The organism is Methanosarcina sp. KYL-1 (assembly GCF_024372725.1).
Classification (GTDB): domain Archaea; phylum Halobacteriota; class Methanosarcinia; order Methanosarcinales; family Methanosarcinaceae; genus Methanosarcina.
The window spans coordinates 74,510-99,850 of sequence record NZ_VOUA01000001.1 but is presented as its reverse complement, the minus strand read 5'-3'; the positions used below and the strand labels follow the sequence as shown (position 1 = coordinate 99,850).

Here is a 25,341-nt window from a genome sequence, read left to right as displayed (position 1 = left end):
TAATGACCGAGTTCAAATCAGAACCCTTATTAAGTGAGTTCAAGTCAGAACCCTTATTAACCGAGTTCAAACCGGAAGCTTCGACCTTTGAAATCCCCCGGGGATATAATATGTCCGTGATCAAGCTTTACTTCTGGGTAGGGCTTGTCTCTGCAGTCCTGCTGAGGGCCATAATAATAGCAGATCATTACAGCACTTTCTGGGCAAAAGCTATCTGGTATCTCGGGGTCACAGGATACCTCTGGTTCTTCATGCACAGGCACCACATAGCGAAGAGGAGGTTCAGTGTCATAAGGGACCTGGGCCTGCTTGAGAAAGTGAGGGGCCGGAAGCAGCTTTCAGAAAAAGACCTTGAAGGGCTTTATTATCTACTATGGAGCATTTCAGTCTCAAAGGAACGCGCAAACTACATGGTCATCACGGTGTTCTCAGTGATTGCCATAATCGTATCCCTAAGCCTTGACCTGGGCGTCCTGAAACTCTAAAAAACTGCCGCACCTATTTCAAACGGCAGTTCATACCTTTTTTCACTTTTACAGATTCTTATTTCTACATTTTTCAAGAAAAGATTTCTGCAGCTTTAATTAGTTCCCGGCTGTCACTTCATTATTACTTTTTATTGCCCACGTCCCCAATTAAAAATTCCAGCCCACACCATACCCGGAACAGATATGACCCGGGCTCCAAAAACTCCGAATACTGAGAAAGATACCTCGAATATTTATCAGATATGAGTAAGATATCTATAAATACGTTAGTTGATGATGTTATTTGGGGTGAATATTATGGGGGACGTTTTGAGATTATCACCGGCTATCTGGGCATATCCGGACGATGCATACGAAAACCTGAAAATTGAAATAATTCTTCCGGGGATCGAAAAGAAAAACATATCTTTCAAGATCACCGAAGACGGCTTTTACGTGAAAGCAAGCAAAGAAGGAGTTGAGTACGTTGACAGCTATTCAACATGCTGTCCCGTAAATCCCGATAAAGCTGTTGCTACATATTCAAACGGGATCCTGAAAGTTACGGTGCCCTACCAGCAGCCTTTTGAAGGTGCTGTGGACGTGAAAATCGATTAAAAATCAAATATGCAAGGACATCAAATCCGCATACCTAGTTTCTCGGGGGGCAATTATGGAAAATCCTTTACCCAAGATAATAAAAACTCCGGTCATCGCCATGTATCACGATGACAAACATGAAAACCTGACTATTGAGTTAGAACTTCCCGACGTGAGAGACGATCACATAACCCTTGTGATGCACGAAAACAGTTTTTACCTGAAGGCCTTCAGCGATAGTGTGGAATACCTCGGGTCTTTTTTCCTGGACGGGCCTGTGGACCCGGAGAGGGCCATTGCAGTAAACAATAATGGGATGCTTACCATCAAGGTCCCCTATAAAGGGGGATTTATGTGTGCAAGAACCATCCCCATAGAATAAAGAAAAATGAGCCGCATCCGGGAAAGAAAACTCCGGAAAAACTTAATTTTATATCCTATTAATTTTTATTATATTTTGTTAGAATTGGTAGCGAATTTAAAGAGAATTGATAAAGAACTGACAGAGAATTGATAAATTAATTGATAGTCAATATTTTGTAGTCAGTATTGTGTTTGGAGAAGAGATCTTATGAAAATAGTCAAGTGCGGCGATCTGGGATTCAAGTGCAGTTTTATGGCAGTCGGCAGTGAACTTGAAAAGGTTGAAAAAGAGATGCTCGACCATATAGAAGAGGAGCACAAAGATGACCTTGAAAAAATGTCAGAAGACGACATCCACCACCTGAAGCACAGGATATCAACCCTCCTGGGCCGGAGCTGCGGCTGCGGAGCCCTTTAACGAGCCTGTACCTGCATTTGGCTCTATACATTCTTTTTTAATTTAATTGATATAAATTCGGAATCCATAAATTCGGAATCCATAAATTCGGAATCCATAAATTCAAAATCCGATTACTTCATGGGTTCAGGACCCAGATCTGATAATTAAGCAGGGCTGCAAAACTGACCCACAGGATATAGGGAACCAGTAAAATAGAAGCTGTTTTTGAAATCCTGCTGAACTGAACTATCGTCAGGAAGATAGCAAGCCAGAGGAAAAGGATCTCAATAAAGGCATAGTAAGGAGACCTGAGCCCGAAAAAGAGGAAAGACCAGAGGGTATTGAGGCCCAGCTGGATTCCGAAGAGGACTATCCCTACCTTGACTTCTTTTTGCTGCAGCCCCTTTTCCCAGACCAGGTAAAGGGAAATTCCCATAAGCGTATAAAGTGTGACCCAGACCGGGAAAAAGACCCAGGAAGGAGGGTTAAAAGCAGGCTTTTCAAGCACGGCATACCAGATCTCGAGGGATGATGCCGTGTATAGGGACCCAAGAGCACCTGCAAGCTGGCAGAGCAGTATCGAAACAATAAGCCGGAATTTGTTTACTTCCCGAAGCATATATCCCCAGAGGAAAAATATGTACCCGGGAGTTAATTAAGCTTGGGATGAGAGTTAAACTTGGGATGAGAAAAAGCCTTTTGCATCCCGGCCGGGATTTCAGGGCTAAGGAAGGAGACACCGTCCGGCATTGAAGCTCCGGGCAATGGAAATTCGGGATTGGAGGGGTTTTACCGGGAATTTTCCTTAATGAATTATATATACATTAGGTTGGAAATATAAACGTGGGGATGAAGCCTATAAACTGTTTCTACTAGTTTCACTGGGCTTTTGCCAGAACCTTCAAAATAGTTAATTCCATACGAGGTATAGAAAACTATATATAACATAAGATAGGTAAATGGTTACCTAATGCCTAGTGAGGATGAAATCAAATGGTGCAGATGAAAAAGTGTACTACAAAGGAAGATGTGTTAGAGGCTGTTAAAGAACGAGACGTAAAGTTTATCCGGACACAGTTTACGGATACACTTGGCATCATCAAAAGCTGGGCAATTCCCGCAGAACAACTCGAAGAAGCTTTTGAAAACGGTGTCATGTTTGACGGATCTTCCATCCAGGGTTTTACAAGGATCGAAGAGTCCGACATGAAACTCGTGCTTGACCCATCCAGTTTCAGGATTCTTCCATGGAGGCCTGCAACCGGAGCAGTTGCAAGGATTCTCGGAGATGTCTACCTCCCTAACGGAAAACCCTTCCAGGGAGACCCCAGATATGTCCTGAAAAGCGCAATCAAAGAAGCCGAAAAAATGGGTTATTCAATGAACGTCGGGCCGGAACTTGAATTTTTCCTGTTCAAGCTGGACGCAAACGGAAACCCAACCACCGAACTTACCGACCAGGGCGGATACTTCGACTTCGCACCCCTTGACCGCGCCCAGGACGTGCGCAGGGACATTGACTATGCCCTTGAGCACATGGGATTCCAGATCGAAGCCTCCCACCATGAAGTCGCCCCCTCCCAGCATGAAATCGACTTCAGGTTCAGCGACGTGCTCAACACTGCCGATAATGTGGTAACCTTCAAATATGTGGTTAAGTCCATTGCCTACCACAAAGGCTACTATGCAACCTTCATGCCAAAACCCCTCTTCGGCGTAAACGGCTCGGGAATGCACAGCAACCAGTCCCTCTTTAAGGACGGGAAAAATGCCTTTTACGACCCCAACACCCCGAACCAGCTATCCCAGGAAGCAATGTACTACATAGGAGGGCTGCTGAAGCACATAAGGGAATTTGCAGCCGTTACAAACCCGGTAGTAAACTCCTATAAGAGAATAGTGCCCGGATATGAAGCTCCCGTTTATATCACCTGGTCCGCCAGCAACAGGAGTTCTCTGATAAGGATTCCTGCAACCCGCGGTAACGGGACCAGGGTTGAACTCAGGTGCCCGGACCCGGCCTGCAACCCCTACCTGGCCTTCGCACTTATGCTGAGAGCCGGCCTTGACGGGATAAAGAACAAGATCGAGCCTGCAGAGCCGACCAACGTAAATATTTTCCATCTCACGGAAAAAGAGCGCCTGGAAAAAGGTATCCTTTCCCTCCCTGCAAACCTCAAAGAAGCAGTGGATGAGATGAAAAAGAGCGAATTCGTAAAGGAAGTGCTCGGATCCCACGTCTTTGAAAACTACCTCTGCGCAAAAACCGCAGAATGGGACGAATACAAAGCCATGGTCCACCCCTGGGAACTTGAACGTTACCTCCACATGCTGTAAGCATCGGACAGTCCTCCCAGTACACTGCGTACCTGCCAGAAAAACTTGATGCGGCCGATTTCCGGGAGGGGAGTTTTCCCCGGAAAAACTATGATGCGCATATTTTAAAGGCAGGTACATCCCCATTTACGGATCCATTAAGTAGCCATAAATGGCAAATTTCCTATCCACTTAAGCCCGGGAAAAGATGTGAAAATTCCATTAGAAAGGAATTTTTTAGAAAGGAATTTTTTTTCCTTATTACTTTTTTATTTCTCCCCCAACGAAAACCGGGAAAGATTTCGGCTTAAAGGGTTAGCCGGCAAGAAGCTGAAAATACAGGAAGATGAAAGACTTGCAGTCAGTAAGTACCTAAAACCCCCATATAGCAAACACGGGGAAGAAAAAAATGGAAGAGTCCCCCCTGTAATTACGGAATCTCGAACCCCACTCGATACTAAAGGACCTTTTGCAAAAAAAGAATGGGGAGGGGAAAAAAGCCGTGCTTCACCGCACTTCTTCACGGACAGCTTCGGCCGGGAAAAAGAAACATATATATATTGTCAAATAGGTACTAAATTACTTACTTCCCTTAGTGGTGACCCTCTCAACCCCGGAAGAAGAAGCAGATACGGGAGGGAGTGTGCCGCAAAATATACACATTATAAACATAATAACGATGAAGATAATTACCTGTGAGATCCCACAGAACCCCCGATTTACAAAAATTCGGAATTTACAAAAATTCAAAACCACCGGAATCCCCGGTGACCGGTTTCTTAAAAAGGCAAGCTTTTTGAACTACTTTTCAAAAATAAGCCGCGGAAATCATTCAAGAAGTTGTTAACAAAAATCCATTACGTTCATTTCTAGAGTGATCAAAAATGTGTGGAATAATAGGCTTTATAGATCGAACAAAGTCCAGAATGGACGGGTCGAGCATAAAAGCCGCCCTCAGTCTCATGAACGAAAGAGGCAGTGGAGACGGGGCAGGCTATGCTGCATACGGGATTTACCCCGAATATGCAGACTGTTATGCTCTTCATGTTTTCTTCGACAACATGGCAGAACCAAAAGCAAAGGTTGACGAAATCCTCAAGCAGTGGGGAGAAATCGTCCACCAGGAAGAAATCCCGACCACCCCACAGCCAGGCATCAAAAAGGTCCATATCCCCTGGAGATACTTTTTCAAGCCCTCCGAGGACCTTATGGCAGGAAGAATGGCTTCGGAAAACGACGTTGTCATGCACATTGTCATGCAGGTAAATGCCTATGTGAACGGGGCCACGATCTTTTCTTCAGGGAAAAACATGGGAGTCTTCAAGGCTTCTGGCTGGCCCGAGGACGTTGCAAACTTTTACAGGATCGAGGACTACAAAGGCTACATCTGGCTTGCCCACAACCGCTACCCCACAAACTCTCCGGGCTGGTGGGGAGGAGCTCACCCCTTCAACCTGCTTAACTGGTCAGTGGTGCACAACGGAGAAATCACCTCATACGGCACAAACCAGCGCTATGTCGAAGAGTACGGATACAAATGCACTGCACTTACCGACACAGAGGTTGTAGCTTACCTTTTTGACCTGCTCGGAAGGCAGCATGAACTGTCACATGAGATGGTTGTCAAGGCCCTTGCCCCCCCATTCTGGGACGATATCGACCGCATGCCTGCAAAAGAATCCGAACTTAACAAAGCGGTCCGCCTGACCTACGGGTCTGCCCTGATGAACGGGCCCTTTGCAATCGTTGTCGGAACTGAAGACGGAATAGTGGGCTTCACTGACAGGATCAAGCTGCGCCCCCTCGTGGTGGGCGAAAACGGAGACCGCCTCTACATATCCAGTGAAGAGGCAGCAATAAGGACCCTTGACCCCGAAGTCAAGAATATCTACACTCCCAGGGCAGGAGAACCCATCATCGGGAGGTTTATCGAATGACGCTCGGAAGCGTACCCCCAAAATTCAAAGTCAGCATCGACCGCGACCAGTGCATGGACTGCGGCCGCTGCATTGAAAACTGTTCCTACGGCGTATACAGAAGAGAAGGCGACAAGATCCTGATCGAATCCAGGAAATGTACGGCCTGCCTCCGCTGTGTTGCAATGTGCCCGAGGGACGCAATCACCCTTACGGAAAAACCCGTAGACTACCGTTCCCACCCCGTCTGGACCCGGGAAGCCAGGGAAGATATCATCAACCAGGCCCGCAGCGGAAAGATCATCCTTTCAGGGATGGGAAACGCCAGAGACCTTCCAATCATCTACGACCGGCTCCTCCTGGACGCCTGCCAGGTCACAAACCCCAGTATCGACCCCCTGAGAGAACCCATGGAGCTCAGGACCTACATCGGGAAGAAGCCTTCAAAGCTCAATTTCAGGAAAACCGAGAGTGGAGACGTCGAGCTGGAAACAAAACTTGCCCCCAACCTGAAGCTCGACACCCCGATAATGATCGGGCACATGAGTTTCGGAGCCATCAGCCTGAACTCCCAGCTCAGCATGGCAAAAGCCGTAGCCGAAACCGGGACCTTCATGGGAACCGGGGAAGGAGGGCTGCACAAGGCGCTTTACCCCTACCAGGACCACATGATCGTCCAGGTCGCTTCAGGCCGCTTCGGTGTGAACATCGACTACCTGGAAAGAGGCGCTGCTATTGAGATCAAGATCGGACAGGGAGCAAAGCCGGGCATAGGAGGCCACCTCCCCGGAGAAAAGGTAAACGAAGAAGTCTCCAAGACCCGTATGATTCCCCTGGGCAGTGACGCAATCAGCCCGGCCCCGCACCACGACATTTACAGCATCGAAGACCTGGTCCAGCTAATCAGGAGCCTGAAAGAAGCTACCGAATGGAAGAAGCCGGTCTTTGTGAAGATTGCAGCCGTGCACAATGTGGCTCCCATCGCCGCAGGCATTGCCCGTTCCTCTGCAGACGCAGTGGTCATTGACGGGTTCCGCGGAGGGACCGGAGCAGCCCCCAAGGTCTTCAGGGACCATGTGGGAATCCCCATCGAAGCTGCAATCGCAAGCGTTGACCAGAAACTCAGGGACCAGGGCGTAAGGAACGAAATCTCAATCATCGCAAGCGGCGGCATCAGGAACAGCGCCGACCTTGCAAAGTCCATTGCCCTTGGGGCGGACGCGGTCTATGTCGGGACTGCAGCCCTGGTCGCTCTGGGATGCAGGGTCTGCGGCAACTGTTACAGGAACCTCTGCCCCTGGGGCATTGCTACCCAGCGCCCTGACCTTGTGAGCAGGATTGACCCCGAAGCTGGAGCAGCACAGGTCTCAAACCTGATACACGGCTGGACCCTGGAACTCAGCGAACTTATGGGTGCTGCAGGCATCAACAGTATCGAAAGCCTGCGCGGAAACAGGGACCGCCTGCGCGGATACATGCTGGACGAAGGAATGCTTAAAATCCTGGACGTACTCCCGGCGGGGGCCTGAACATGAAGACGGTAAGAATTGACGCTAAAGGCATGCACTACACCCCCTTAAACCAGAAGATAAGGGCTGCAGTTGCGGAAGGAGCCGAGGAGATCGTCCTCGACAACGTGCTCGGGCAGCGCTTTATCGGAGACGGGTTAAGGGGCAATGTCCGCATCATAATCAACGGAGTCCCCGGAGGAGACCTGGGGATGTTCATGAGCGGGCCCACCTGCATAATAAAAGGGAACGCTGAACACGCTCCCGGAAACACCATGGACAGCGGCATGCTCGTAATTCACGGGAGTGCAGGAGATGCCGTAGCCCACGGGATGAGGGGAGGAAAGGTCTTCATTAAGAATAACATCGGGTACCGCGGCGGCATTCACATGAAGCAGTATGAAGTGGAAGCCAGGCCCATACTTGTCATAGGCGGGACAGCCCACTCTTTCCTTGGGGAGTACATGGCAGGAGGCCTTGTGCTGGTGCTCGGAATCGGAAAGGAAAAAACCATGACCGACAGGGGCATAGGCAGCGGGATCCACGGCGGAGAAATCATCATACGCGGGGAAGTGGATGACTACCTGCTCGGAGTCGGAGCCAAGAAATTCGAGTTTACGGAAGCTGACCTGGAACGCATCGCCCCGACCATAAAGAGCTTCTGCGAGCAGTTCGGGTATGACCCCGCAGAGTTCCTGGACACCAACTACACAAGGATCGGACCTGCAAGCAGCCGGCCTTTTGCAAGCAAATACGTCTGGGAGTGATCAGAGATGGCAGAAAAGAAACCAATAAGCAAGACTTACCTTGACCTTAAATCAAAAGTCTGGGACACCGGCCTCTGCTCAGGCTGTGGGGCCTGCATTGCAGTCTGCCCTGCTGACGCCCTGTACTTCGAAACCGGCGGCGATTCCGCAACCCCGAAGAGCAACGGCTACTGCAAAGCCGCCGTTGATGACGTGCCCTGCGGGGCCTGCTACGAGGTCTGCCCGAGGCTCGATGAACAGCCTTCAAGCCTGCTCGGGGACTACCTGGAGATCACTGCCGGAAAGGCAGAATTCGACATCCCGAGAAAGCAGAGCGGAGGAGCCGTTACAGCAATCCTTGCAAACGCCCTGGACACCGGCCTTGTGGACGCAGTGGTCACGGTCACCGAAGACCCCTGGACCCTTAAGCCGCACTCCATGGTAATCACCAGGAGCGAAGCCCTCATTGGACAGGCCGGAAGCCGCTACAACTGGTGGGTCCCCCTGGTCTCGGCGCTTAAGGAAGCCGTTGTGACCCGGAAGTACAGGAACATTGCAGTTGTGGGAGTCCCCTGTGTCGTCCAGGCAGTCCGCAAGATGCTTGAGTCCGACCACCAGCTTGTCAGCCCCTACAAGAAATCCATCCGCTTCGTGCTCGGGCTCTTCTGTACCGAAAGCTTCGACTACGAAAAGCTGATTGCAGGCAAGCTGAAAAGCGAGTACGCCCTCGAACCCATGAAAGTCTGCCGCATCGACGTCAAGGGCAAGCTCGAAATCACCCTCGACAACGGGACCCAGTATGTGATCCCACTTGCCGAGCTTGAGGACACCGTCCGCCCCGGCTGCCACGTCTGCACGGACTTTACAGCCCTCAAAGCCGACATCTCCGCAGGCGCAGTTGGAAGCCCTGACGGCTACACCACCCTGATCGTCCGCACCCTTGTCGGACAGCACCTTCTGGAAAGCGCAGTTGCCAGCGGGAAGCTGAGCGTAGGCGGCGAGGTCAGCCTGGGGATTATCGAGAAGCTGGCCACAAAGAAGCTCGAGCGGAAGCAGAAATAAAACTTGCAAAACAGAAATTAACTTACAGAAAACTTGAAAGGTGAAGCTTCGGGCTTCATCTTTATTTCATTCTTGTGCCGGATACCGAAGGTGGACGGCCCTTCTTGCAAGTACAGTACCATAACTATCTTTAACTTCGATACTTTTAATCAGCTCTTCTTTTAATCAGCTCTTCAGAGGTTTTCCTAGCTAAATCTTCAAATTATATAATCAGATTGACTTTAAGATCAATCGATTCCACTGAAGAAAACTGAAATCCACACTATTCCAAAAAAAATAGAGATAACAAGGTACTTAAATTCTTTCTTTGATGCAAAATATCCGGCTAAACTACCAAGAGTTGCCAAACTTACCGCATAGAGAAGAATAGTAAAAAACCGGCTGATACTGAGACCGTTGGTATAGATCAGATTTCCAAAAAATAAATTTCCAAAAAACAAAATAATGAAAATTGGGACTGCTCCAACTATAACTGCCCCGATCTTATCTTTTACAATCCATCCATAAATAATCGGAGTTACAGGAAAAATAAGTAAATTAACAACGGTCTCAAATCTCTCCCCATAAGTTCCAAACATCCTATACAGATCTACAGTTTCAAGACCAACTACAATGAAAACAACTATAAAAGAGATTATCAAAGGCTGAACTAATTTTCTTTTAAAATTAATGTTTAAACCCCCTAAAAGTAAGGAAGGTGATTTTTCCGTCACCTTCCGTTTGATATACATTTGTAGTACGTTGATTACTTAACTTCCTACGTTATATATACAAGTGGCTTTTCCATCATTCCATGGTTCTATGTTGGGAGTTCCTACTTCATTATCAAGCTCTCGATGGTCATATAATACCCACCAGTTATTCACATTGCCGTCAAAGAACTCAGCAACAACATCTTCAGCAGTTTCAAATTCATCTGCTTCATGAGGGAATGGATCATCATGATGAGCACCACCCACGACATCTCCATTATTCAATTCAAATAACCTTGTGTGATAACCACCAAAATAACGTTCCTCGTCAGTGGCAACACCATCATCTTCAATCCAGCCATATACTGGATCTGACACATAATAAGTATATTCGAAAATGTTATCCTTCCATCCATGGTCTAAAATCACAGACTTTACAGTATTGAGATTTGTACATTCCCACGCAAGATTTATTGGGTCTTCTCTGGCATATTGTCCATTATCTTCTGACCATGTCCATTGTGGATATTGATATCCATAATCCCACCAGGGATATGGATCAGTTTGGCTTGTTATTACTACTGCTTTTTCAGTCACGAGAACTTTCTTGTTTCCTTCCTCAAGAGTGAAGGACTCACCATTTAAAGTCGTGATTTTATCTTTCGTGCTTATTGGGATTTTACTTGTTTTTGTAAAATCATTAATTTTAGCTTTATTTTCCGGATCTTTACTCGTATAAACTTCTTTTATTTCAAGTTGCCCATTACAGTATTTGTAAGTTGTAGTTGATGTTACATATATAGTATGATCTTGCATCCATTGTTCAGCTTGTTCTCCTCTCCAAATTTTTGTTGCTTCATCCACCGTATTTTCTTCAATCCATTCTTTTACTTTTTCTGGCATCTGTTGTTCATTTGCTTTTTCAAAAGAGGCGCTCACCACCGGCACAAATACCATCATACCAATTAGCAACATTGAGAAAAGCAGCGCTCCTATTCCTGATTTACTTTTTGTTACCATTTATTTTTACCTCGTACATTTGTTCCCGAGGCAGAATCAAGCAAACCTTAAGTACTTTCAAAGCTAACACTTCTTTGCCTCCGGGCAATGTGGAGTTCAAATTGGCTCTGGAAAGTTCGTTTGAACTCCATAAATTACTTTTAACCAGAACTGTATAAGTTTTCGGGCCAAACCATCAAACTATCAGGAATGAGGCAATATTTATAATCATTTTTTCCAATAATATTACTTTATATGACAAACAGTTTGATAGTTTGAACAGAAATATTATATACCTGACCACTATTGCCGCCAGATTTACCAAATAAAAAACAAGATCATGAAACTGTATTTGCCGCTCTCAAAGCCGACATCTCCGCAGGCGCAGTGGGAAGCCCCGACGGCTACACCACCCTTGTAGTCCGCACCCTTGTCGGACAGCACCTTCTGGAAAGCGCAGTTGCCAGCGGGAAGCTGAGCGTAGGCGGCGAGGTCAGCCTGGGGATTATCGAGAAGCTTGCCACGAAGAAGATGGCGAGAAAACAGGAATAAAATTATAGAATAAACTTGAAAGGTGAAGCTTTGGGCTTCATCTTTATTTCATTTGGCATGAAAGTGCCATCCATTTCACTATCAGGACCCTCTCTAAGAATTCGTGGTGATATTAGAAGTTTATATGGGGTTTTTGCCCCATAAATTTGAATGATCAGGGTCCGGAATGTTGCTACATCTTCAAGTTCCATCACCCTCTTTTTTATACACAATGGCGGAAATTCCACTGATTATTGAGATGCATTCATTAATTGAAAATGGTTCACTCTCAACAATCTTTCTCCTTAGAATTTCTCCCTTCGCATAACCCATTTCATCTTCATACATTTCATCTTTTTTGATTAGGTGCCACATTATTGTTGCCATTTTTCTTGCCAGGGCAATAATTGCTTTTGAATGTCCAATCGACTTTTTCTTCCGGTCAAAGAACTCTTTTAACTTGCTACCATTTTTCCTTGCCGCTGCCTGAGCAATTTGGGTTAGAATCCATCGAGCTACTTTTGAACCTCTCTTGGTTATTCTTCCACTGTAGTATTTATCCGCCGATTGATGCACATTTGGAACAATTCCAAGCCATGAAGCAAGTTTATCTCCCGATGGAAAATCACTGAAATCGCTGATTTCAGCAATTAAAGTGGCTGCGCTAAGTTCACCAATACCTGGCATAGACATCAAAATTTTCATTTCATGTTCATGCTTGCTGTAAACATAATTGAAAATATGTGTCTCTAATTTTTTGATTTCATCATCAAATTGTTGTATTAGATTTAGACATGACTGAAGTCTTATCATAGCGCTTTGGGAGATTTCTCTGTCAAGAACTTCTCTTATCTGATCGCTTTTTTTGCGGACATTTGCGGGCAAGCCTGCTATAATGTCATCAAGGTTCTTGCCAGAAGTAATTCCTGATAATATCTTTTTTCCGCTTTTCCCAAAAATGTCTGAAAGTATACCTTTAAGAGGTATCATTTCAGATGAGAGAATAGAATGAGCTTCATTTTTAATATCAGTTCTCTTCCCAACAAATTTATGACGACGACGAACCAACGAACGAAAGTCCCTATGCTCTTTTGTAAAGACTCTTGAAGGCTGAATCATCCCATTCAATGCGAGTTTTGCAATGAACTCAGAGTCAATCTTATCCGTCTTTCTGTGTGTAAATGCCTTCATATCACGTGCATTTCCGACTATAACACGTACATGTTTTGTCAGTAAATCATGGATTGGAACCCAAAAGTCGTTTGTTGATTCACATGCAACAACATCACATTTTTCGGAGAGAACTATGTTTTTAAGAGTTAAAATTCCATCATCATCTCTGTTAAGGCGGAATTGTTGTTTTTCATCAGATCGGCTAAGAATTGTGGCGATGAAAAAACTTTTGTGGATATCTAAACCGCAAGATTTGTTTACTATTTCTGACAATTTAGATTACTCCATATTTTTATATGGGCAGTGTGATTGCCTCGAAGGCCAATTTAGCATCCGTGGTCAAAGTCACACTTGTGCCTTCGATTGGCAATTCACTGGTTAGTTTTTTCACGGCTTCAATACACATTCAGCTTTGGAATTTCCAAATCTTGATCTCAATATAGAGATTTTGTAACTTAGATAATTCCTATAACAAGCTGAAGGAGTAAAGAACCAAAATGAATGCAACCTTCCTGCCCCAGATGAAGATGTATTAATAAGTAAAAAAAGGTAGGTTGAAATGCACTTTCATTTTTGGGGCATGTTATTCCAAGAATTTCATGTGCGTTTTTTGTGCTTTTTTGACTTCCGCATTTGTGTAGTTTTGCCTGTTATTTCTCATACATTTTTCTGCCAAAAAATAAAGATGCTATCAGGACTACAGCAACTGCCAGCGCAGGACCCGGAAATGGAAGTTCTACCCCATACAACCTGAATTCGTCATCTTCCATCGTTTTTGTCCTGGACGCCGAAGGTTTCCGGCCTTTCCAGATAAAAATAAAAAATAGTACTAACCTGGGTTTAAACAACAATTGTCCCTATAATTATCGGAGTCTCATGATCCCAATATAGATGTATAATAGCGGTGCTCCAGCGATTCAGAGATACTGAAGTTGTTTCCTCTGCAAAACCGTTGTCTAATATAATTCTAAATGTATACTCTTTCGATTCAAAAGAATTTCTCAGATTAGACGGTTTTTCTTTTGATACTGATTCGTTTGGATGTAGCTTGTATGATTCTTTGAATACAGATTCATTATCAGAATCCAATATTTCAACAGATATTTCATGGGTCCTGACATCATGATTTGTTAATTCAAAAAAATTAGGTAAAGCCGGACCGCCCAGAAGAAATATCAATGCATAATAACCCACAATTGCAATTATAGGTATGATCAGCAAGATGAAAAGTATTTTTCTGATATTTTGCATTTGAAATCCCTCTATAACAGAAGGAGATTAGTAAATCTCCTTCTTAGCCAGTATTCGTTTTGTGGATAATTTTTGTTACTCTGCGAATATATTCCTGTTGATTTCTCGCATACTATTGATTGGCAATTTTGGAGTACGATCAATCAGCATTTTTATACAGAGATTATCCCAAAACCAATTTTGTTCCCATCTCAATAAGAATTTCAGAACCATTTCCAAGATAAGGAACTTAAATTATTATTTGGAAGTGGATATTTTGAGTCGAATATTGAATTTTGGGATTTGCTCACATAGAACTGAAGACTCAGTTGTATATGCCATTATTTACTGTATTCCCACAGGAAGTGCACCAGATATTGGTACCTCCATATGCGTATGCATAATTCATTATGCAAGTAGGATGAAGTGGAGAATTTTGATCTAAAGCACCAAAGTTATGTGAGATCTCATGCTGCACGATGCTATCATGTGGCCAATCCACTCCTGATGCTTGAACTGCACAAAGACTGTATGGTCCGTTTCCGTACGCAACTCCATTATGATCAAGAAGATCTACCCATCCAAGAACAATGTCATTGTCACTATCTCTGATATATGAGCAATCATCCATTAGATCCTCAAGAATATTTGATGCATTATATGCAGGGACCTCGTCACTTGCATCCCAAATGTCATAATGCCATACTAGATATACATCTATTCCAAAGTCCTCGAATCTTTCACTTCCATCTATTGTGTCTTGATAGTAGTTTTGACTTGGTTCATGAAAACTATCAATTGCTGGATAGATATGCACGTATATTCTGTCGTTTACTTCTTTAGGATTCCAAGAAACTGAGCGTACTAAGCAGTCTGTAACAGTTGATGACATAGATGAGTCAGACAACTCAATATCACCGTTCTCTACAAGTATTTTTATTTCTTCAGTTGGAATTGCTTTACCATCAACAATATCTATTTTTGGATTTGACGGATCAACACCATATTTATCAAAGTAATCCTTTTCTGCCTGTTTAACGATACTAAGCATTTCAGATTCACTTATTATCATATCATAATCTATTCCTTCTTTCATATTCTCGAGTGGTTTACCATCTTCAGTAACTATGACCTTTATATCACCATTTAGAATTGTTTCGTTCAAGAAGTTAGGCAGCTCACCTCTTGCAAACTTTATATCATTTTCACTTATATTGTATTTGATATACAAATCTTGCAATTCTGCATCAGTATAAGTTATACTGTTTTCTATTGAAACTTCATTAGAGTTCTTCTCAGTCTCAGCATTTGTAGCCGGCACAAAAGCCATTCCTGCCAGAAATATTGCCAAAAGCAGTGTTCCTATTCCAAATTTCGTCTTCATTTCATACTCACTCCTGTTCATTTCCCAGGAGGCAGGATCAAGCAAGCCTTAAATATTCACAAAGCTAACACTAACTCATGCCTCCGGGCAAAGTGGGGTTCAAATTGGCTCTGGAAAGTTCGTTTGAACTCCATAAACTACTTTTAATCAACTCTTTATAAGTTTTCTGACCATATCATCAAACTATCGAGAAAGAGGTTAGATTTATGATCATTTTTTCCAGCAGTATTACTTTGTATGATAAATAGTTTGATACTTTGACCAGAAATTTAATATATCTGACAACTACTGTCGTCAGATTCTCCAAATAAAAACAAGATCATGAAACTGGATTTACCACTTTCAAAGCCGACATCTCCGCAGGCGCGGTTGGAAGCCCGAACGGCTACACCACCCTGATCGTCCGCACCCTTGTAGGACAGCACCTCCTGGAAAGCGCGGTTGCCAGCGGGAAGCTGAGTGTAGGCGGCGGCGAGCTTAACCTCGGCATTATCGAGAAGCTTGCAAAGAAAAAGATGGCAAGGAAACAGGAATAAAAACCTGAATAAAATTACAGGAAACTTGAAAGGTGAAGCTTTGGGCTTCATCTTTATTTCATTCTTTTTTGTGCTTTTTTGACTTCCGCATTTGTGTAATTTTGCCTGATTTCCCACGCATTTTTCTGCCAAAAATTAAAGATGCAAGCAAAACCACAGCAACTGCCAGCGCAAAACCCGGAAACGGAACATCCTCTACCGGCCCTTTTATCGTGTTGTTTTCAGGGTCAGCAAAAATGATGTCTTCTTTGCCGTTTGAATTTGCGACGTTGTTCACCAAAACGTTGTTCCTGCTGGAATTGTTGACGTTTATTCCATAACCCGGGTTGTTAGAAGCGTTATTGCTATCCAGTTTATTGTCAGAAGAACCTATCAAAAATATACCACTGTAGGTATTGGAATTTGCAGTATTGTTAAACAGGACGTTGTTGCTGCTGTCATCGAGAGTGATGCCGCTCCCCTCGTTTGAGTTTGCAGAGTTGTCAATAAGGGAGTTATGGTTTGATTTTCTTAGAAGAATACCTAAAAGGTTATTTGATGCAGTATTATTAACAAGCGTATTGTTATTGCAGAAAAACTCCAGCCCGATTCCAGACCCTGCACGATTTTCAGTATTGTTGCTCAATTCATTGTTATTGCAGAATTCATAGAGAAGTATGCCCTCATGATTATTCAGGTTTAAAATATTATTATTCAACTTGTTGTTACTGGAGTTCCATAAAAAAATACCAATTCTGCATTTGGATACGTTGTTATCAAAAACACTATTGTGGGACGATTCGAGAATAAATATACCAAAACTGTTTGAGGAAATATTATTGCCGCTTATAACAGTCCTGTTGCTCCCTTCTAAATATATCCCGGCTTTATCTTCCCCATATTCATCTATATCGGCACCGCTTATCTGAAATCCGCTGATGCTTACATTATTTCCGGTCACATAGAAAACGTCATTCATCGAGTTTGCAGCACGGATAATCGTATCATCAGGATTCCCGGAATAGGACCTGATCGTCACCCCTTTATTCACGTTCACATTTTCCTCATACGTGCCGGGATAGACAAAAATCGTATCGCCTGATATTGCGTTACCGACAGCTTCCTGTATCGAGGTATAATCTGCTCCCCCATTGCCATCTACCGTAATTGTGTCTGCGGACCCGGTACCGGCAGTGATTAACAAAAAGAAGAACGTCATCAGACAACAAAATTTTATAATCAGACACAACCCCGAAATTCTCAAAGCCAGCCCTCCTGTGATTTTCATGTATATTCAATGACCGATACGTTGAATTCTCCACTCTCGTTTACCAGCTCGAAGATTACAGTGTTTGTAAGGTGCGGAGTTGAATAATAAGTTGCTGAAGCATTCTCGGATGCAATGTAGTAATGATAATCTCCAGATGCATAATGCAAATACCCGTCTTTAAAAGGGTTTGACCATTTTAACAAAAGCTTTTTTGGTTTTCCTACGCTCACCGTTTGTCCCGGATTGAGTTGATAATGTGTTTCTTCAAAATACTCTCCATTGTATCCGGTGATTTTGACTGTTGCATTATGTGGGTGTTCGTCATAATTCTTAATTGTATAAAGTGGTTCGATTGTCGTAAACGCCAGTGGTGCCATTATAAGAAGCATTGCCAGAATAAAGAAAATTAGAATAATTGCCATTATTACTTTAAGTAGATTCAATTTATCACCCCCAAAAAATAATGGAAATTGATCCATTAATTTAATGATCAATTCCATACTGTACATCATTTGCGCAATCTGAACACCAGACATTTGTTCCAAGATATGCCCAGTTATAGTTCATAATACATTCAGGGTGCTCGTAAATGTATGTCCCTTGATCTAAAGCACCAAAGTTATGTGAAATCTCATGCTGTACGATACTATCATGTGGCCAATCTACTCCAGATGCTGAAACTGCACAAAGACTGTACGCTCCGTCTCTGTATGCAATTCCATTATGATCAAGAAGATCAACCCATCCAAGGACAATATCATTGTCGCTGTCCCTGATGGATGAACAATCATCTTTGAGGTCATCAAGAATATTCGATGCATTATATGAAGGGTATTCATCACTTGCATCCCAAATATCGTAGTGCCATACTCTGTATACATCTATCCCAAAGTTCTCGAATCTTTCACTTCCATCTATTGTGTCTTGGTAGTAATTTTGACTTGGTTCATGAATACTGTCTTTCGCTGGGTAGACATGCACATATATTTTGTCATTTACAGCTTTAGGATTAGAAGAAACTGATAGTATACTATCCTCAATAATTGAGGGCACAGAAATATCAGTCAATTTGATGGCACCACTCTCTATAAGTTCTTCTATTTTTTCAGTTGGAATTGCTTTACCATTTACAATATCTACTTTCGGATTAGATGGATCAACACCATATTTTTCAATGTAATTTTTTTCTGCTTTTTTGATGATGTTAACCATTTCAGATTCGCTTATTATTATATCATAATCTACACCTTCTTTCATGCTTTCAAGCGGTTTACCATCTTCAGTAACTATAACTCTTGTATCACTGTGCAGAATTGTCCCATCCAAAAAATTAGGCAGTTGGCCTTTTGCAAACTTAATATCATTTTCACTGATATTATACCTGCAATACAGATATTGGAGTTCTGCATTCGTATAACTTATACTACTTTCATTGACTTCATTGGAATTTTTGTTAATTTGAGCACTCGCAGCCGGCACAAACGACGTGCTCACAAGCAGCATTGCCGCCAGCAGCACACCGATTCCAAATTTTCTGTTTGCAATCATTTCTTCTTTGCCTCTTTTCTTTACTCCAGAGGCAAATCAGGTAAACCTTAAGTACTCCCAAAGCTAACATTTCTTTGCCTCCGGGCAATGTGGAGTTCAAATTGGCTCTGGAAAGTTCGTTTGAACTCCATCAAACATATTCTTAGATGTTCAGACTTTTCTATCGAACATACATAATAAATAATTTATGTCCAAATCATCAAACTATCAAGTGGGCAATACTACTAATTTTCAGATAATTAAGATTCGAGTTTTGAGAACATTTTTTTTGAAAAAGACATACAGATAGTGAATTTAAAGTTCTATACTATCCCAATATCTTTGATTTACAGAGAAGTTGTAATACGACAATTAATTTTCAGTTGGACGATTTGGACATAAAAATTAAATAAGTTGCAAATATAGACGTAATAGAGGAATCAAAAATGTTGAAGAAGACAATCCTGCTAATATTGATGATTCTATTTTTTGTGTCTGTGACTGCAACAGCGACAGCTGAAAATATGGAAAAAGCAGAATCCGCAAACAGATATACCGTAACACCTGCATATTTTACTGAAATCGAAACAACTGAAGAAGATCTCGGCATCCTGACAGTTTATGATACGATAAGCCAGGGAGAGACAAACCTGCATGGAAAAAACATAGGTAGCGGCCTCACCGTTCTGGTTGTGGATCTTAACTGGGGAGATTCGACGGATTCACTCCGGCTCAAGGTGTATACTCCTGACGGCTCGGTGCTGGGTCCTTATTATGATAATGCAGATGGGACAATTGACGGCAGGATTTGCCTGAATATTCAAGATCCAAACGGAATTGAAACGGGAACCTGGAAGTATGAGGTATACGGGTACAGGGTAACCGGGACAGAAGATTATACAATCTGAATTAATCGAAATTATGGACCAGCTATGTGGAAGATGAGCTTACTTTTTATTCTGGTCCTGAGTAACGTAGGCACAGCCGGTGCAGACACTGGAAGATATACTGTTAGCCCCTGCCCGCCTCAGGAAGAACTCGATAAGCTGGGCGATGCCGTTGACATGAGCGGGGCGGACAGAACGTACTCATTCTGGGAATTTCCGTTATCATTCAAGATAGCTTACATAATAGGATATCTAGCTGCCTTTGCTTCCATACTCAAAATGGTCCCCTTAATCCTGGGCAAGGTAAGAATCCCGCGGGGAAATGAAAACAGGCAGAAAATATACCGTCACATACGGCAGGTCCCGGGGTGCACGGTCTCGGAAATCTCAAGAGACCTGGAAATTAACCGGGGGGCTGTGAGGTTCCACCTTGAAATGCTTAAAGCCGGAAATAAGATAAGCTTAATGTGGGCCGGAAAATTCACAAGGGTCTTTCAAAATTCCGATGTTTTCGCAAGCAGTGAAAAGATAATAATAGCACATCTCAAAAGCAGCACACGAAAGCAGATACTTCTTAAGATCCTGGAAAAGCCCGAAATAACAAACAAGGAACTTTCAGAGGACCTGTATCTGGACAAAAGCACCACATACTGGCATATAAAGAGTTTAAGGGACGACAGAATCATTCTTTCCGAAACAGAAGGCAGATCCAGGAAATATTTTGTGAACCCGGCTCTCGAAGCAGACCTGTTAAAATGGCTCAATATGTGAACTTTGATTTTGAGGAATTTATTCAACAGCGACGGACTCTGCAATCCCCAGAGCCCATTCAGGCAGCTTATCCACCTTTTCAATGGATTTCACGGTCCCATTTGGCGTGTCAATAATCACCATGTAGAATTCCCCACCTGTGCTTGATAAGAAAATGAAAAATTATCCAAAGTGTCGCCATATCTTAATCAGCAGAGTAATAACTTATATGATAATACTCATTATTCAGTTTTATATATTCAGTCCTGTTACCCCACATGATGTTAGCAAACTCAGTCATATTTCCATCATGATCAAAAGGGAGCTTAATGTCTTTTCCTGGATTTTTTATTGCTTCTTCGATATAGGGATATTTCTCGAGATCTGCTAAACTGAATTCCACGTATTTCTCTGGTGGATCCTGAAGTTTATCCGCACGAACATACGTGCCTGCTCCAGGCTGATAAATCAGGGTAAAAAATAATGTAGCCATTGCTAAAATCACAAAAGAAATTGCGATTAAGAATTTTGTTCTGTTTCTCATTAATAGCTCATCCCCAGGAACACAAAAAACTCAGGAATTTTCTTTTGAAATTTATAAACTAATTAAAACCAATTTATAATAAATGTTCTGGTAAGACCATCAAACGATAAGTATTTCCAGAAAAATAAAGCCTTGAATAGAAAAAGGATTTTTTATCCCGTACAACCAGAATTCATCATCTCCCATCGTTTTTGTCCCGGACACCGAAGGTGGCCGGCCTTTCCAGAATAAACAATTAAGGGAAAAAGCAGAGTAAAAAGAAAAATAAAAAAGTAAAAGAGACCGAAAAAGGTGAAGATCCTGAAAAAACCGGTAAGGGATTAGATAAAATAAGAAAACACAGCCGGAAAATGTAATTTTACTCCACTATTTATTATTTTTTATGGGAGGCGCCGCCAGGCAAGCTGGCGGGGGCACTTTCAAACGTCTGGATTGAAAATGGTTTCCAGGATCTAGGAAAGCGTTTCTCGAGACAGGCAGACTATTTTTCTATAGTGTTCAAGATCTCTATGATGTTCAAGATCCCTACAATACTCAGGCCGGATTCTTGAATTTCACCACTCAAAATACAGGAATCAAGCCAGGATTATCCCCGGTAATGCACTCTCCGCCATCAGAGGTTACTATGAAGGTATTTTCAATTCCCACCATCCCGATGTTTTCAATTCCCCTTTTGGGTTCCAGGGCAAATACCATTCCTTCCTCCAGGGGCTCATCAAACCCGCCGGCAATTACGGGGGTTTCATCGATCAGCAAGCCGACCCCGTGTCCCAGAAATTTTACTTTACGGTTCCCGAAGCCCATGAAATTTTGCAGGAATTCCTCATCAAGCCCTTTCATGATGGCATTATAGATTTCCGAGGGGATAGCGCCGGGTTTCAACATCGATGCAGCTTCGTTCTGGATAGCCACGCATTTATTGTGGAGATCTATGGCATACTGCGGAAGGGATAAGCCGAACATGTATGTTGTGGTTTTATCCGTATGGTAACCTTCAACCCCGCACCCGACATCAACAAAGACCAGGTCGCCTTTCCTTAATTTCCTGTCCCGGCTCCCAAGCAGGGGGACCGCAGGGCTCATTCCGCGCTTTCCGCCGGGGCCGTTGAAATAACATGGGTAAATGGAGCTTTCCCCGAAACAGACATTTCCCAGGATCATTTCCGTATCGAACATGCCAAAACGGCAGGCTCCGTGGTGTCCTTCCTCTACCAGCACTGAAAACAGTTCGGTTGAAAGGTCCGCTTCACTCATCCCTTCCCGCAGCATGCCGGGCACAAGGTCTTCGAGCACGTGCTGGTGGATCCTGCCGGATTCCCGCAGAAGGGACAGTTCATATTCACTTTTTACGGCTCTAACGGCAGCAATCTGGGAGTCAACGGGTTTAACGGCCTTAAAGGGGAAGTATTTTTGAAAGCGCTGGTACAGGGCCAGGGGTACAATTTCGGTTTCCAGATAGACCGAATCCTGAAACTTGCTTTCATTGCCTGCTTTACCTGCATTATCCGCCGTACCTGCCTTGCCCATACCCCCTGCAGCATCCCGGAAGCTGTTCATTGGTGCTATACTGGGAAATAACGATTCGTCCAGAGCCCTTTCATAGCTGCGCCGGACCCAGAATGTTGCTTCTCCGTTCCTCGGGATAATTAGCATCCCGTCCTGCATCGTTCCGGTAAAGTAGTAAATGTTGATTTTGCTGAAGATGACAGCGATTTCCCAATCTGGACTTGATGCATCCATCCGTGTTCTGAAGCGGCTCATACGGTTTTGCAGTTCAGTTAAAGGTACTTTCTTAATCATGTGGATCCCTTTACTAAGTTATCTGCTCCCAATTATAGAAGTGTAACCCAGGAAATGTAATCAGGGTAATGTAATCAGGGTAATGTAATCAGGGTAATGTTATCAGGGTAATGTTATCAGGGTAATGTAATCTTGGGAGTGAAAAGCAGTTATCAGGGCTTAGTTACCAAACTATATCAAGCACGAATCCAAAATTTAGAAGTAAGGGGGATTGAATTGTCAGAAAATTTCAGCAACCTGATTGAAAAAGCCTCAAGCCTAGGGCTTAAAGCATATCTGCTGGACGCAGTGGACATACCTGTAGAAAACAGGATAGCCCTGAAATGCGCATACGGCTGCCGGAGTTACGGGAAGAGGCTGAGCTGCCCGCCCCACATCCTATCCGTTGAGGATTTCAGAAAAGCCCTGCGGGAATATAAAAATGCGCTCCTCCTTGTGGAAGAGCACGATACCACCGGGGTGGATGTTCTCAAGGCCTGGGGAGAGCTCAGGAAAGCCTCGTTCAAAAAGATGTACGAACTCGAACAGGAGGCTTTCAGGGACGGCCTCATCTTCGCCCAGCTCCTAAGGCCGGGCTCCTGCAACGAATGCGAGACCTGTCACCTGGAAGGGTGCATAAAACCCGATCTAAGGCGCTTTGCCCCGGAAGCCGTGGGGATCAACCTGCAAAAAGTAATGGAAAGTGCAGGAGCCAAACTGGAGTTCTGCAAACCGGAAAAAATAATGTGCATGGGGATTCTGCTTCTGGAATGAAAAAATTGCTGCTCAGAAGCAAGTTAATGTACAGAAGCAGTCAATGCACAGAAGCAGTCAATGCACAGAAGCAGTCAATGCACAGAAGCAGTCAATGCACAGAAGCAGTTAATGCACAAAAGCCCCTGAAATCCCAGCCGGGATATTATACATTTTAAGGATTTCATTGAGTTTCGGAGCATGGGAAGGGACATGATTTGCCAGCCGTTCTGCGGAGGCTGAAAGGGTTTCCCGAGAGGATTCAACCTCTTGAAAGAGATTGCCACCCTGTTCCAGCTGGCCATCTAACTGACCATCTAACTGACCGTCTAAAAGGCCGTTCACCGGGCTGCCTGCAGGCACTCCCACCAACCCGTACCCGAAAACGTAATCATATCCGGCATCTCCCAGGTCCTCGGTAGAGGAATACAGGATTTCCCGGATTTCACTGGCGTTCTTTTCAGGGTGTGAGCTCCAGATAAGGGCAGCGACCCCGGCAACATAGGGAGCGGATGCGCTGGTGCCTGCAAAGGGGCTGCCTTTTTCTTCCAGGCATTTCACTCTAAGGTTATCAGGTCCACAGATATCTGATTTTCCCCTGAGCTCATATTCGGGGAAATAGATGCTCACCGGGCCACAGGAGGAGTACGGCTCTATGTAAGGGGCTCCCGACCCCCCAGGATTGACAGCTCCGACACAGATGACCCCCGGGACTGCCGGGTGCCCGAAAACCGAGTCCTCCGCAACCAGGTTATCAGGATAGATGTCCCAGGCGGATTCCGGATAGATATAAAGTTCCAGGACCTTTATGTCCCCTGAACATTTTTTGACGCAGACCATCCCTTTTCTTTCGGCTTTTCCCGGGTTTTCATACCTGAGGTACTCAAGGGGAGTGCCATTCCCATTCTGGGAATGCTCGCTGGAAGCAAGGACTTCCCCGCTCAGGCAGTCTTTCAGGTAAAGGTCGTAGTTGTTCCCGGAACAGTCCCATGGGTCGTTCCACTGGAGCACGATGCCCACCTCCCCTCCGGGGGGGATGTCAACGTAGATGTTTTTTGAATCGGATTTCCCTGAGCTGAAATCGTGCCAGCCGGACCCGTCATCGAAAAACATGCCCTGGTAGTGGCGGTTTGCATCGTTTCCTGCCGCACTCACGTAAAGGAGGTCACGGCTCTCCAGCGCCTCACGTACATGGGAGGCAACGATCCCGTCTTCGAAGAAAGGTTCGTCGGGCCAGCCGATGTCGTCGCAGATGATACTGCACCCCTCGGCAAGGAGGGCATCGACCGCCCTGTTGAACCCAAGCTTATTGTTCCCGGCCTCGTAAAAATACAACTCGGCTTCAGGGGCGATCCCGTGCACGATTTCAAGCATCGCCGTGCCTTCGTCCCCCACTCCGGGGGCAAGGACATGCACGTCCTCGGGAAGGGCTCCGGCAGCCTGGACTTCGGTAAGGCTTGAGACCCCGTCGGAGATTATCCCGACCTTGAGCCCGGTCCCCTTCCCCTTAGCCCGATTAAGTCCCCCGGGTCCTTCAAAAGAGGGGATAAACGCCTTCCCATCCAGGGGCCGGACCTGCCTTATGACAGGAGGGTTAACCTGTCGGACCTCCCGGACTTTCTCCAGGGAAACAAGTTCTGCAAGGGAATCAGCCTGCACCAGGGCCACGGCAACGCCACAGGCTTCATCCCTCTCCGTAACCCAGACATAAGGGTCGAGCACATGAGTGCCGGAATCCGGGAAAAGGTAAACGTATACCGTCTGCATGCCCTCTTCTTCCCCTTCGGCAGACCTGCCGGCATCCTCTATCGAAAGCCCCTGAAGAGCCGGAGATGAAAATACCCCCGCCAGGGCTACAGCTATAATAAACACATATGATACTCTCCGGGTGTAACTCCCCAGTTACCCCCACCCCCCAATTATGCTCAG

Annotated in this window: 28 protein-coding genes; 15 read left to right on the top strand and 13 right to left on the bottom strand. The window is 44.5% G+C overall.

Annotated elements, in window-relative coordinates; all coding sequences use genetic code 11:
- Positions 1-2 precede the first annotated feature (2 nt).
- The 4 genes from FTO70_RS00520 (at position 3) to FTO70_RS00505 (ending at position 1,848) form a co-directional block, all read left to right on the top strand.
- Positions 3-485: a hypothetical protein gene (locus FTO70_RS00520; protein ID WP_255333737.1), complete on the top strand. Its 483-nt coding sequence runs from the start codon at positions 3-5 to the stop codon at positions 483-485.
- 300 nt (positions 486-785) lie between these two features.
- A complete protein-coding gene (locus FTO70_RS00515; protein ID WP_255333736.1) occupies positions 786-1,085 on the top strand; it encodes an Hsp20/alpha crystallin family protein in 300 nt (99 codons plus the stop codon).
- 55 nt (positions 1,086-1,140) lie between these two features.
- The gene (locus FTO70_RS00510; protein ID WP_255333735.1) at positions 1,141-1,449 is read left to right on the top strand and encodes an Hsp20/alpha crystallin family protein; all 309 of its coding nucleotides are present in this window, start codon (positions 1,141-1,143) and stop codon (positions 1,447-1,449) included.
- A gap of 189 nt (positions 1,450-1,638) precedes the next feature.
- Positions 1,639-1,848, top strand: a complete 210-nt coding sequence (locus tag FTO70_RS00505; protein WP_255333734.1) for a DUF1059 domain-containing protein — start codon at positions 1,639-1,641, stop codon at positions 1,846-1,848.
- Positions 1,849-1,966: 118 nt separating this feature from the next.
- Here FTO70_RS00505 and FTO70_RS00500 read toward each other — a convergent pair whose 3' ends face one another.
- Entirely contained in the window at positions 1,967-2,449 is a 483-nt protein-coding gene (locus FTO70_RS00500) for a TspO/MBR family protein (RefSeq protein WP_255333733.1), read from the bottom strand.
- Positions 2,450-2,823: 374 nt separating this feature from the next.
- On the opposite strand from FTO70_RS00500, the gene glnA reads away from it, so the two are divergent.
- The 6 genes from glnA to FTO70_RS00470 all read left to right on the top strand — a co-directional run bounded on the left by glnA (position 2,824) and on the right by FTO70_RS00470 (position 9,378).
- A complete protein-coding gene (glnA, locus tag FTO70_RS00495) occupies positions 2,824-4,167 on the top strand; it encodes a type I glutamate--ammonia ligase (RefSeq protein WP_255333732.1) in 1,344 nt (447 codons plus the stop codon).
- Between the two features lie 189 nt (positions 4,168-4,356).
- Positions 4,357-4,845, top strand: a complete 489-nt coding sequence (locus tag FTO70_RS00490) for a hypothetical protein (RefSeq protein WP_255333731.1) — start codon at positions 4,357-4,359, stop codon at positions 4,843-4,845.
- Between the two features lie 185 nt (positions 4,846-5,030).
- A complete protein-coding gene (locus tag FTO70_RS00485; RefSeq protein WP_255333730.1) occupies positions 5,031-6,083 on the top strand; it encodes a glutamine amidotransferase family protein in 1,053 nt (350 codons plus the stop codon).
- Positions 6,080-7,591 (top strand): glutamate synthase-related protein, encoded by a 1,512-nt coding sequence (locus FTO70_RS00480; RefSeq protein ID WP_255333729.1) that lies wholly within the window; start codon positions 6,080-6,082, stop codon positions 7,589-7,591. The genes FTO70_RS00485 and FTO70_RS00480 overlap by 4 nt, the downstream gene beginning before the upstream one ends.
- A gap of 2 nt (positions 7,592-7,593) precedes the next feature.
- On the top strand, positions 7,594-8,337 hold the full coding sequence (locus tag FTO70_RS00475; RefSeq protein ID WP_255333728.1) for a hypothetical protein: 744 nt from the start codon (positions 7,594-7,596) through the stop codon (positions 8,335-8,337).
- 6 nt (positions 8,338-8,343) lie between these two features.
- Positions 8,344-9,378, top strand: a complete 1,035-nt coding sequence (locus FTO70_RS00470; protein ID WP_255333727.1) for a Coenzyme F420 hydrogenase/dehydrogenase, beta subunit C-terminal domain — start codon at positions 8,344-8,346, stop codon at positions 9,376-9,378.
- A 227-nt stretch (positions 9,379-9,605) separates the two neighbouring features.
- Here the strand turns inward: FTO70_RS00470 and FTO70_RS00465 are convergent, their stop codons facing one another.
- Positions 9,606-10,091 carry a hypothetical protein gene (locus FTO70_RS00465; protein WP_255333726.1) on the bottom strand — a complete coding sequence of 162 codons (486 nt, stop codon included), beginning with the start codon at positions 10,089-10,091 and terminating at the stop codon, positions 9,606-9,608.
- Positions 10,092-10,127: 36 nt separating this feature from the next.
- Positions 10,128-11,090 carry a hypothetical protein gene (locus FTO70_RS00460; RefSeq protein WP_255333725.1) on the bottom strand — a complete coding sequence of 321 codons (963 nt, stop codon included), beginning with the start codon at positions 11,088-11,090 and terminating at the stop codon, positions 10,128-10,130.
- Positions 11,091-11,375: 285 nt separating this feature from the next.
- Between FTO70_RS00460 and FTO70_RS00455 the strand changes: the two genes are divergently transcribed.
- A complete protein-coding gene (locus FTO70_RS00455; RefSeq protein WP_255333724.1) occupies positions 11,376-11,621 on the top strand; it encodes a Coenzyme F420 hydrogenase/dehydrogenase, beta subunit C-terminal domain in 246 nt (81 codons plus the stop codon).
- Positions 11,622-11,623: 2 nt separating this feature from the next.
- Here FTO70_RS00455 and FTO70_RS00450 read toward each other — a convergent pair whose 3' ends face one another.
- The 4 genes from FTO70_RS00450 to FTO70_RS00435 all read right to left on the bottom strand — a co-directional run bounded on the left by FTO70_RS00450 (position 11,624) and on the right by FTO70_RS00435 (position 15,387).
- Entirely contained in the window at positions 11,624-11,812 is a 189-nt protein-coding gene (locus tag FTO70_RS00450) for a hypothetical protein (RefSeq protein ID WP_255333723.1), read from the bottom strand.
- Positions 11,802-13,046, bottom strand: coding sequence for an IS110 family transposase (locus FTO70_RS00445; RefSeq protein ID WP_255333722.1), 1,245 nt, complete (start codon positions 13,044-13,046; stop codon positions 11,802-11,804). The genes FTO70_RS00450 and FTO70_RS00445 overlap by 11 nt, the downstream gene beginning before the upstream one ends.
- Positions 13,047-13,613: 567 nt before the next feature.
- Positions 13,614-14,024: a hypothetical protein gene (locus tag FTO70_RS00440; protein ID WP_048128003.1), complete on the bottom strand. Its 411-nt coding sequence runs from the start codon at positions 14,022-14,024 to the stop codon at positions 13,614-13,616.
- 304 nt (positions 14,025-14,328) lie between these two features.
- The gene (locus FTO70_RS00435) at positions 14,329-15,387 is read right to left on the bottom strand and encodes a zinc-dependent metalloprotease (RefSeq protein WP_255333721.1); all 1,059 of its coding nucleotides are present in this window, start codon (positions 15,385-15,387) and stop codon (positions 14,329-14,331) included.
- Positions 15,388-15,740: 353 nt separating this feature from the next.
- Between FTO70_RS00435 and FTO70_RS00430 the strand changes: the two genes are divergently transcribed.
- A complete protein-coding gene (locus tag FTO70_RS00430) occupies positions 15,741-15,923 on the top strand; it encodes a Coenzyme F420 hydrogenase/dehydrogenase, beta subunit C-terminal domain (RefSeq protein WP_369694309.1) in 183 nt (60 codons plus the stop codon).
- A gap of 58 nt (positions 15,924-15,981) precedes the next feature.
- Here the strand turns inward: FTO70_RS00430 and FTO70_RS00425 are convergent, their stop codons facing one another.
- The 3 genes from FTO70_RS00425 to FTO70_RS00415 form a co-directional block, all read right to left on the bottom strand.
- Positions 15,982-17,106: a nitrous oxide reductase family maturation protein NosD gene (locus FTO70_RS00425; protein ID WP_255333720.1), complete on the bottom strand. Its 1,125-nt coding sequence runs from the start codon at positions 17,104-17,106 to the stop codon at positions 15,982-15,984.
- Positions 17,107-17,186: 80 nt separating this feature from the next.
- Complete coding sequence (locus FTO70_RS00420) at positions 17,187-17,615, bottom strand: hypothetical protein (protein WP_255333719.1); 429 nt, start codon at positions 17,613-17,615, stop codon at positions 17,187-17,189.
- Between the two features lie 40 nt (positions 17,616-17,655).
- Complete coding sequence (locus FTO70_RS00415) at positions 17,656-18,720, bottom strand: M12 family metallo-peptidase (protein WP_255333718.1); 1,065 nt, start codon at positions 18,718-18,720, stop codon at positions 17,656-17,658.
- A gap of 425 nt (positions 18,721-19,145) precedes the next feature.
- Here FTO70_RS00415 and FTO70_RS00410 point away from each other — a divergent pair, with 425 nt between their 5' ends.
- Together FTO70_RS00410 and FTO70_RS00405 are read left to right on the top strand one after the other, a co-directional pair.
- The gene (locus FTO70_RS00410; protein WP_255333717.1) at positions 19,146-19,607 is read left to right on the top strand and encodes a hypothetical protein; all 462 of its coding nucleotides are present in this window, start codon (positions 19,146-19,148) and stop codon (positions 19,605-19,607) included.
- A 33-nt stretch (positions 19,608-19,640) separates the two neighbouring features.
- Positions 19,641-20,357 carry a winged helix-turn-helix transcriptional regulator gene (locus tag FTO70_RS00405; RefSeq protein ID WP_255333716.1) on the top strand — a complete coding sequence of 239 codons (717 nt, stop codon included), beginning with the start codon at positions 19,641-19,643 and terminating at the stop codon, positions 20,355-20,357.
- A gap of 184 nt (positions 20,358-20,541) precedes the next feature.
- On the opposite strand, the gene FTO70_RS00400 is transcribed toward FTO70_RS00405, so the two are convergent.
- Positions 20,542-20,880, bottom strand: coding sequence for a hypothetical protein (locus FTO70_RS00400; protein ID WP_255333715.1), 339 nt, complete (start codon positions 20,878-20,880; stop codon positions 20,542-20,544).
- 561 nt (positions 20,881-21,441) lie between these two features.
- Complete coding sequence (locus FTO70_RS00395; RefSeq protein ID WP_255333714.1) at positions 21,442-22,680, bottom strand: Xaa-Pro peptidase family protein; 1,239 nt, start codon at positions 22,678-22,680, stop codon at positions 21,442-21,444.
- 216 nt (positions 22,681-22,896) lie between these two features.
- Here FTO70_RS00395 and FTO70_RS00390 point away from each other — a divergent pair, with 216 nt between their 5' ends.
- Positions 22,897-23,433: a DUF2284 domain-containing protein gene (locus tag FTO70_RS00390; RefSeq protein WP_255333713.1), complete on the top strand. Its 537-nt coding sequence runs from the start codon at positions 22,897-22,899 to the stop codon at positions 23,431-23,433.
- A gap of 108 nt (positions 23,434-23,541) precedes the next feature.
- On the opposite strand, the gene FTO70_RS00385 is transcribed toward FTO70_RS00390, so the two are convergent.
- Positions 23,542-25,284 carry a S8 family serine peptidase gene (locus FTO70_RS00385; protein ID WP_255333712.1) on the bottom strand — a complete coding sequence of 581 codons (1,743 nt, stop codon included), beginning with the start codon at positions 25,282-25,284 and terminating at the stop codon, positions 23,542-23,544.
- Positions 25,285-25,341 lie beyond the last annotated feature (57 nt).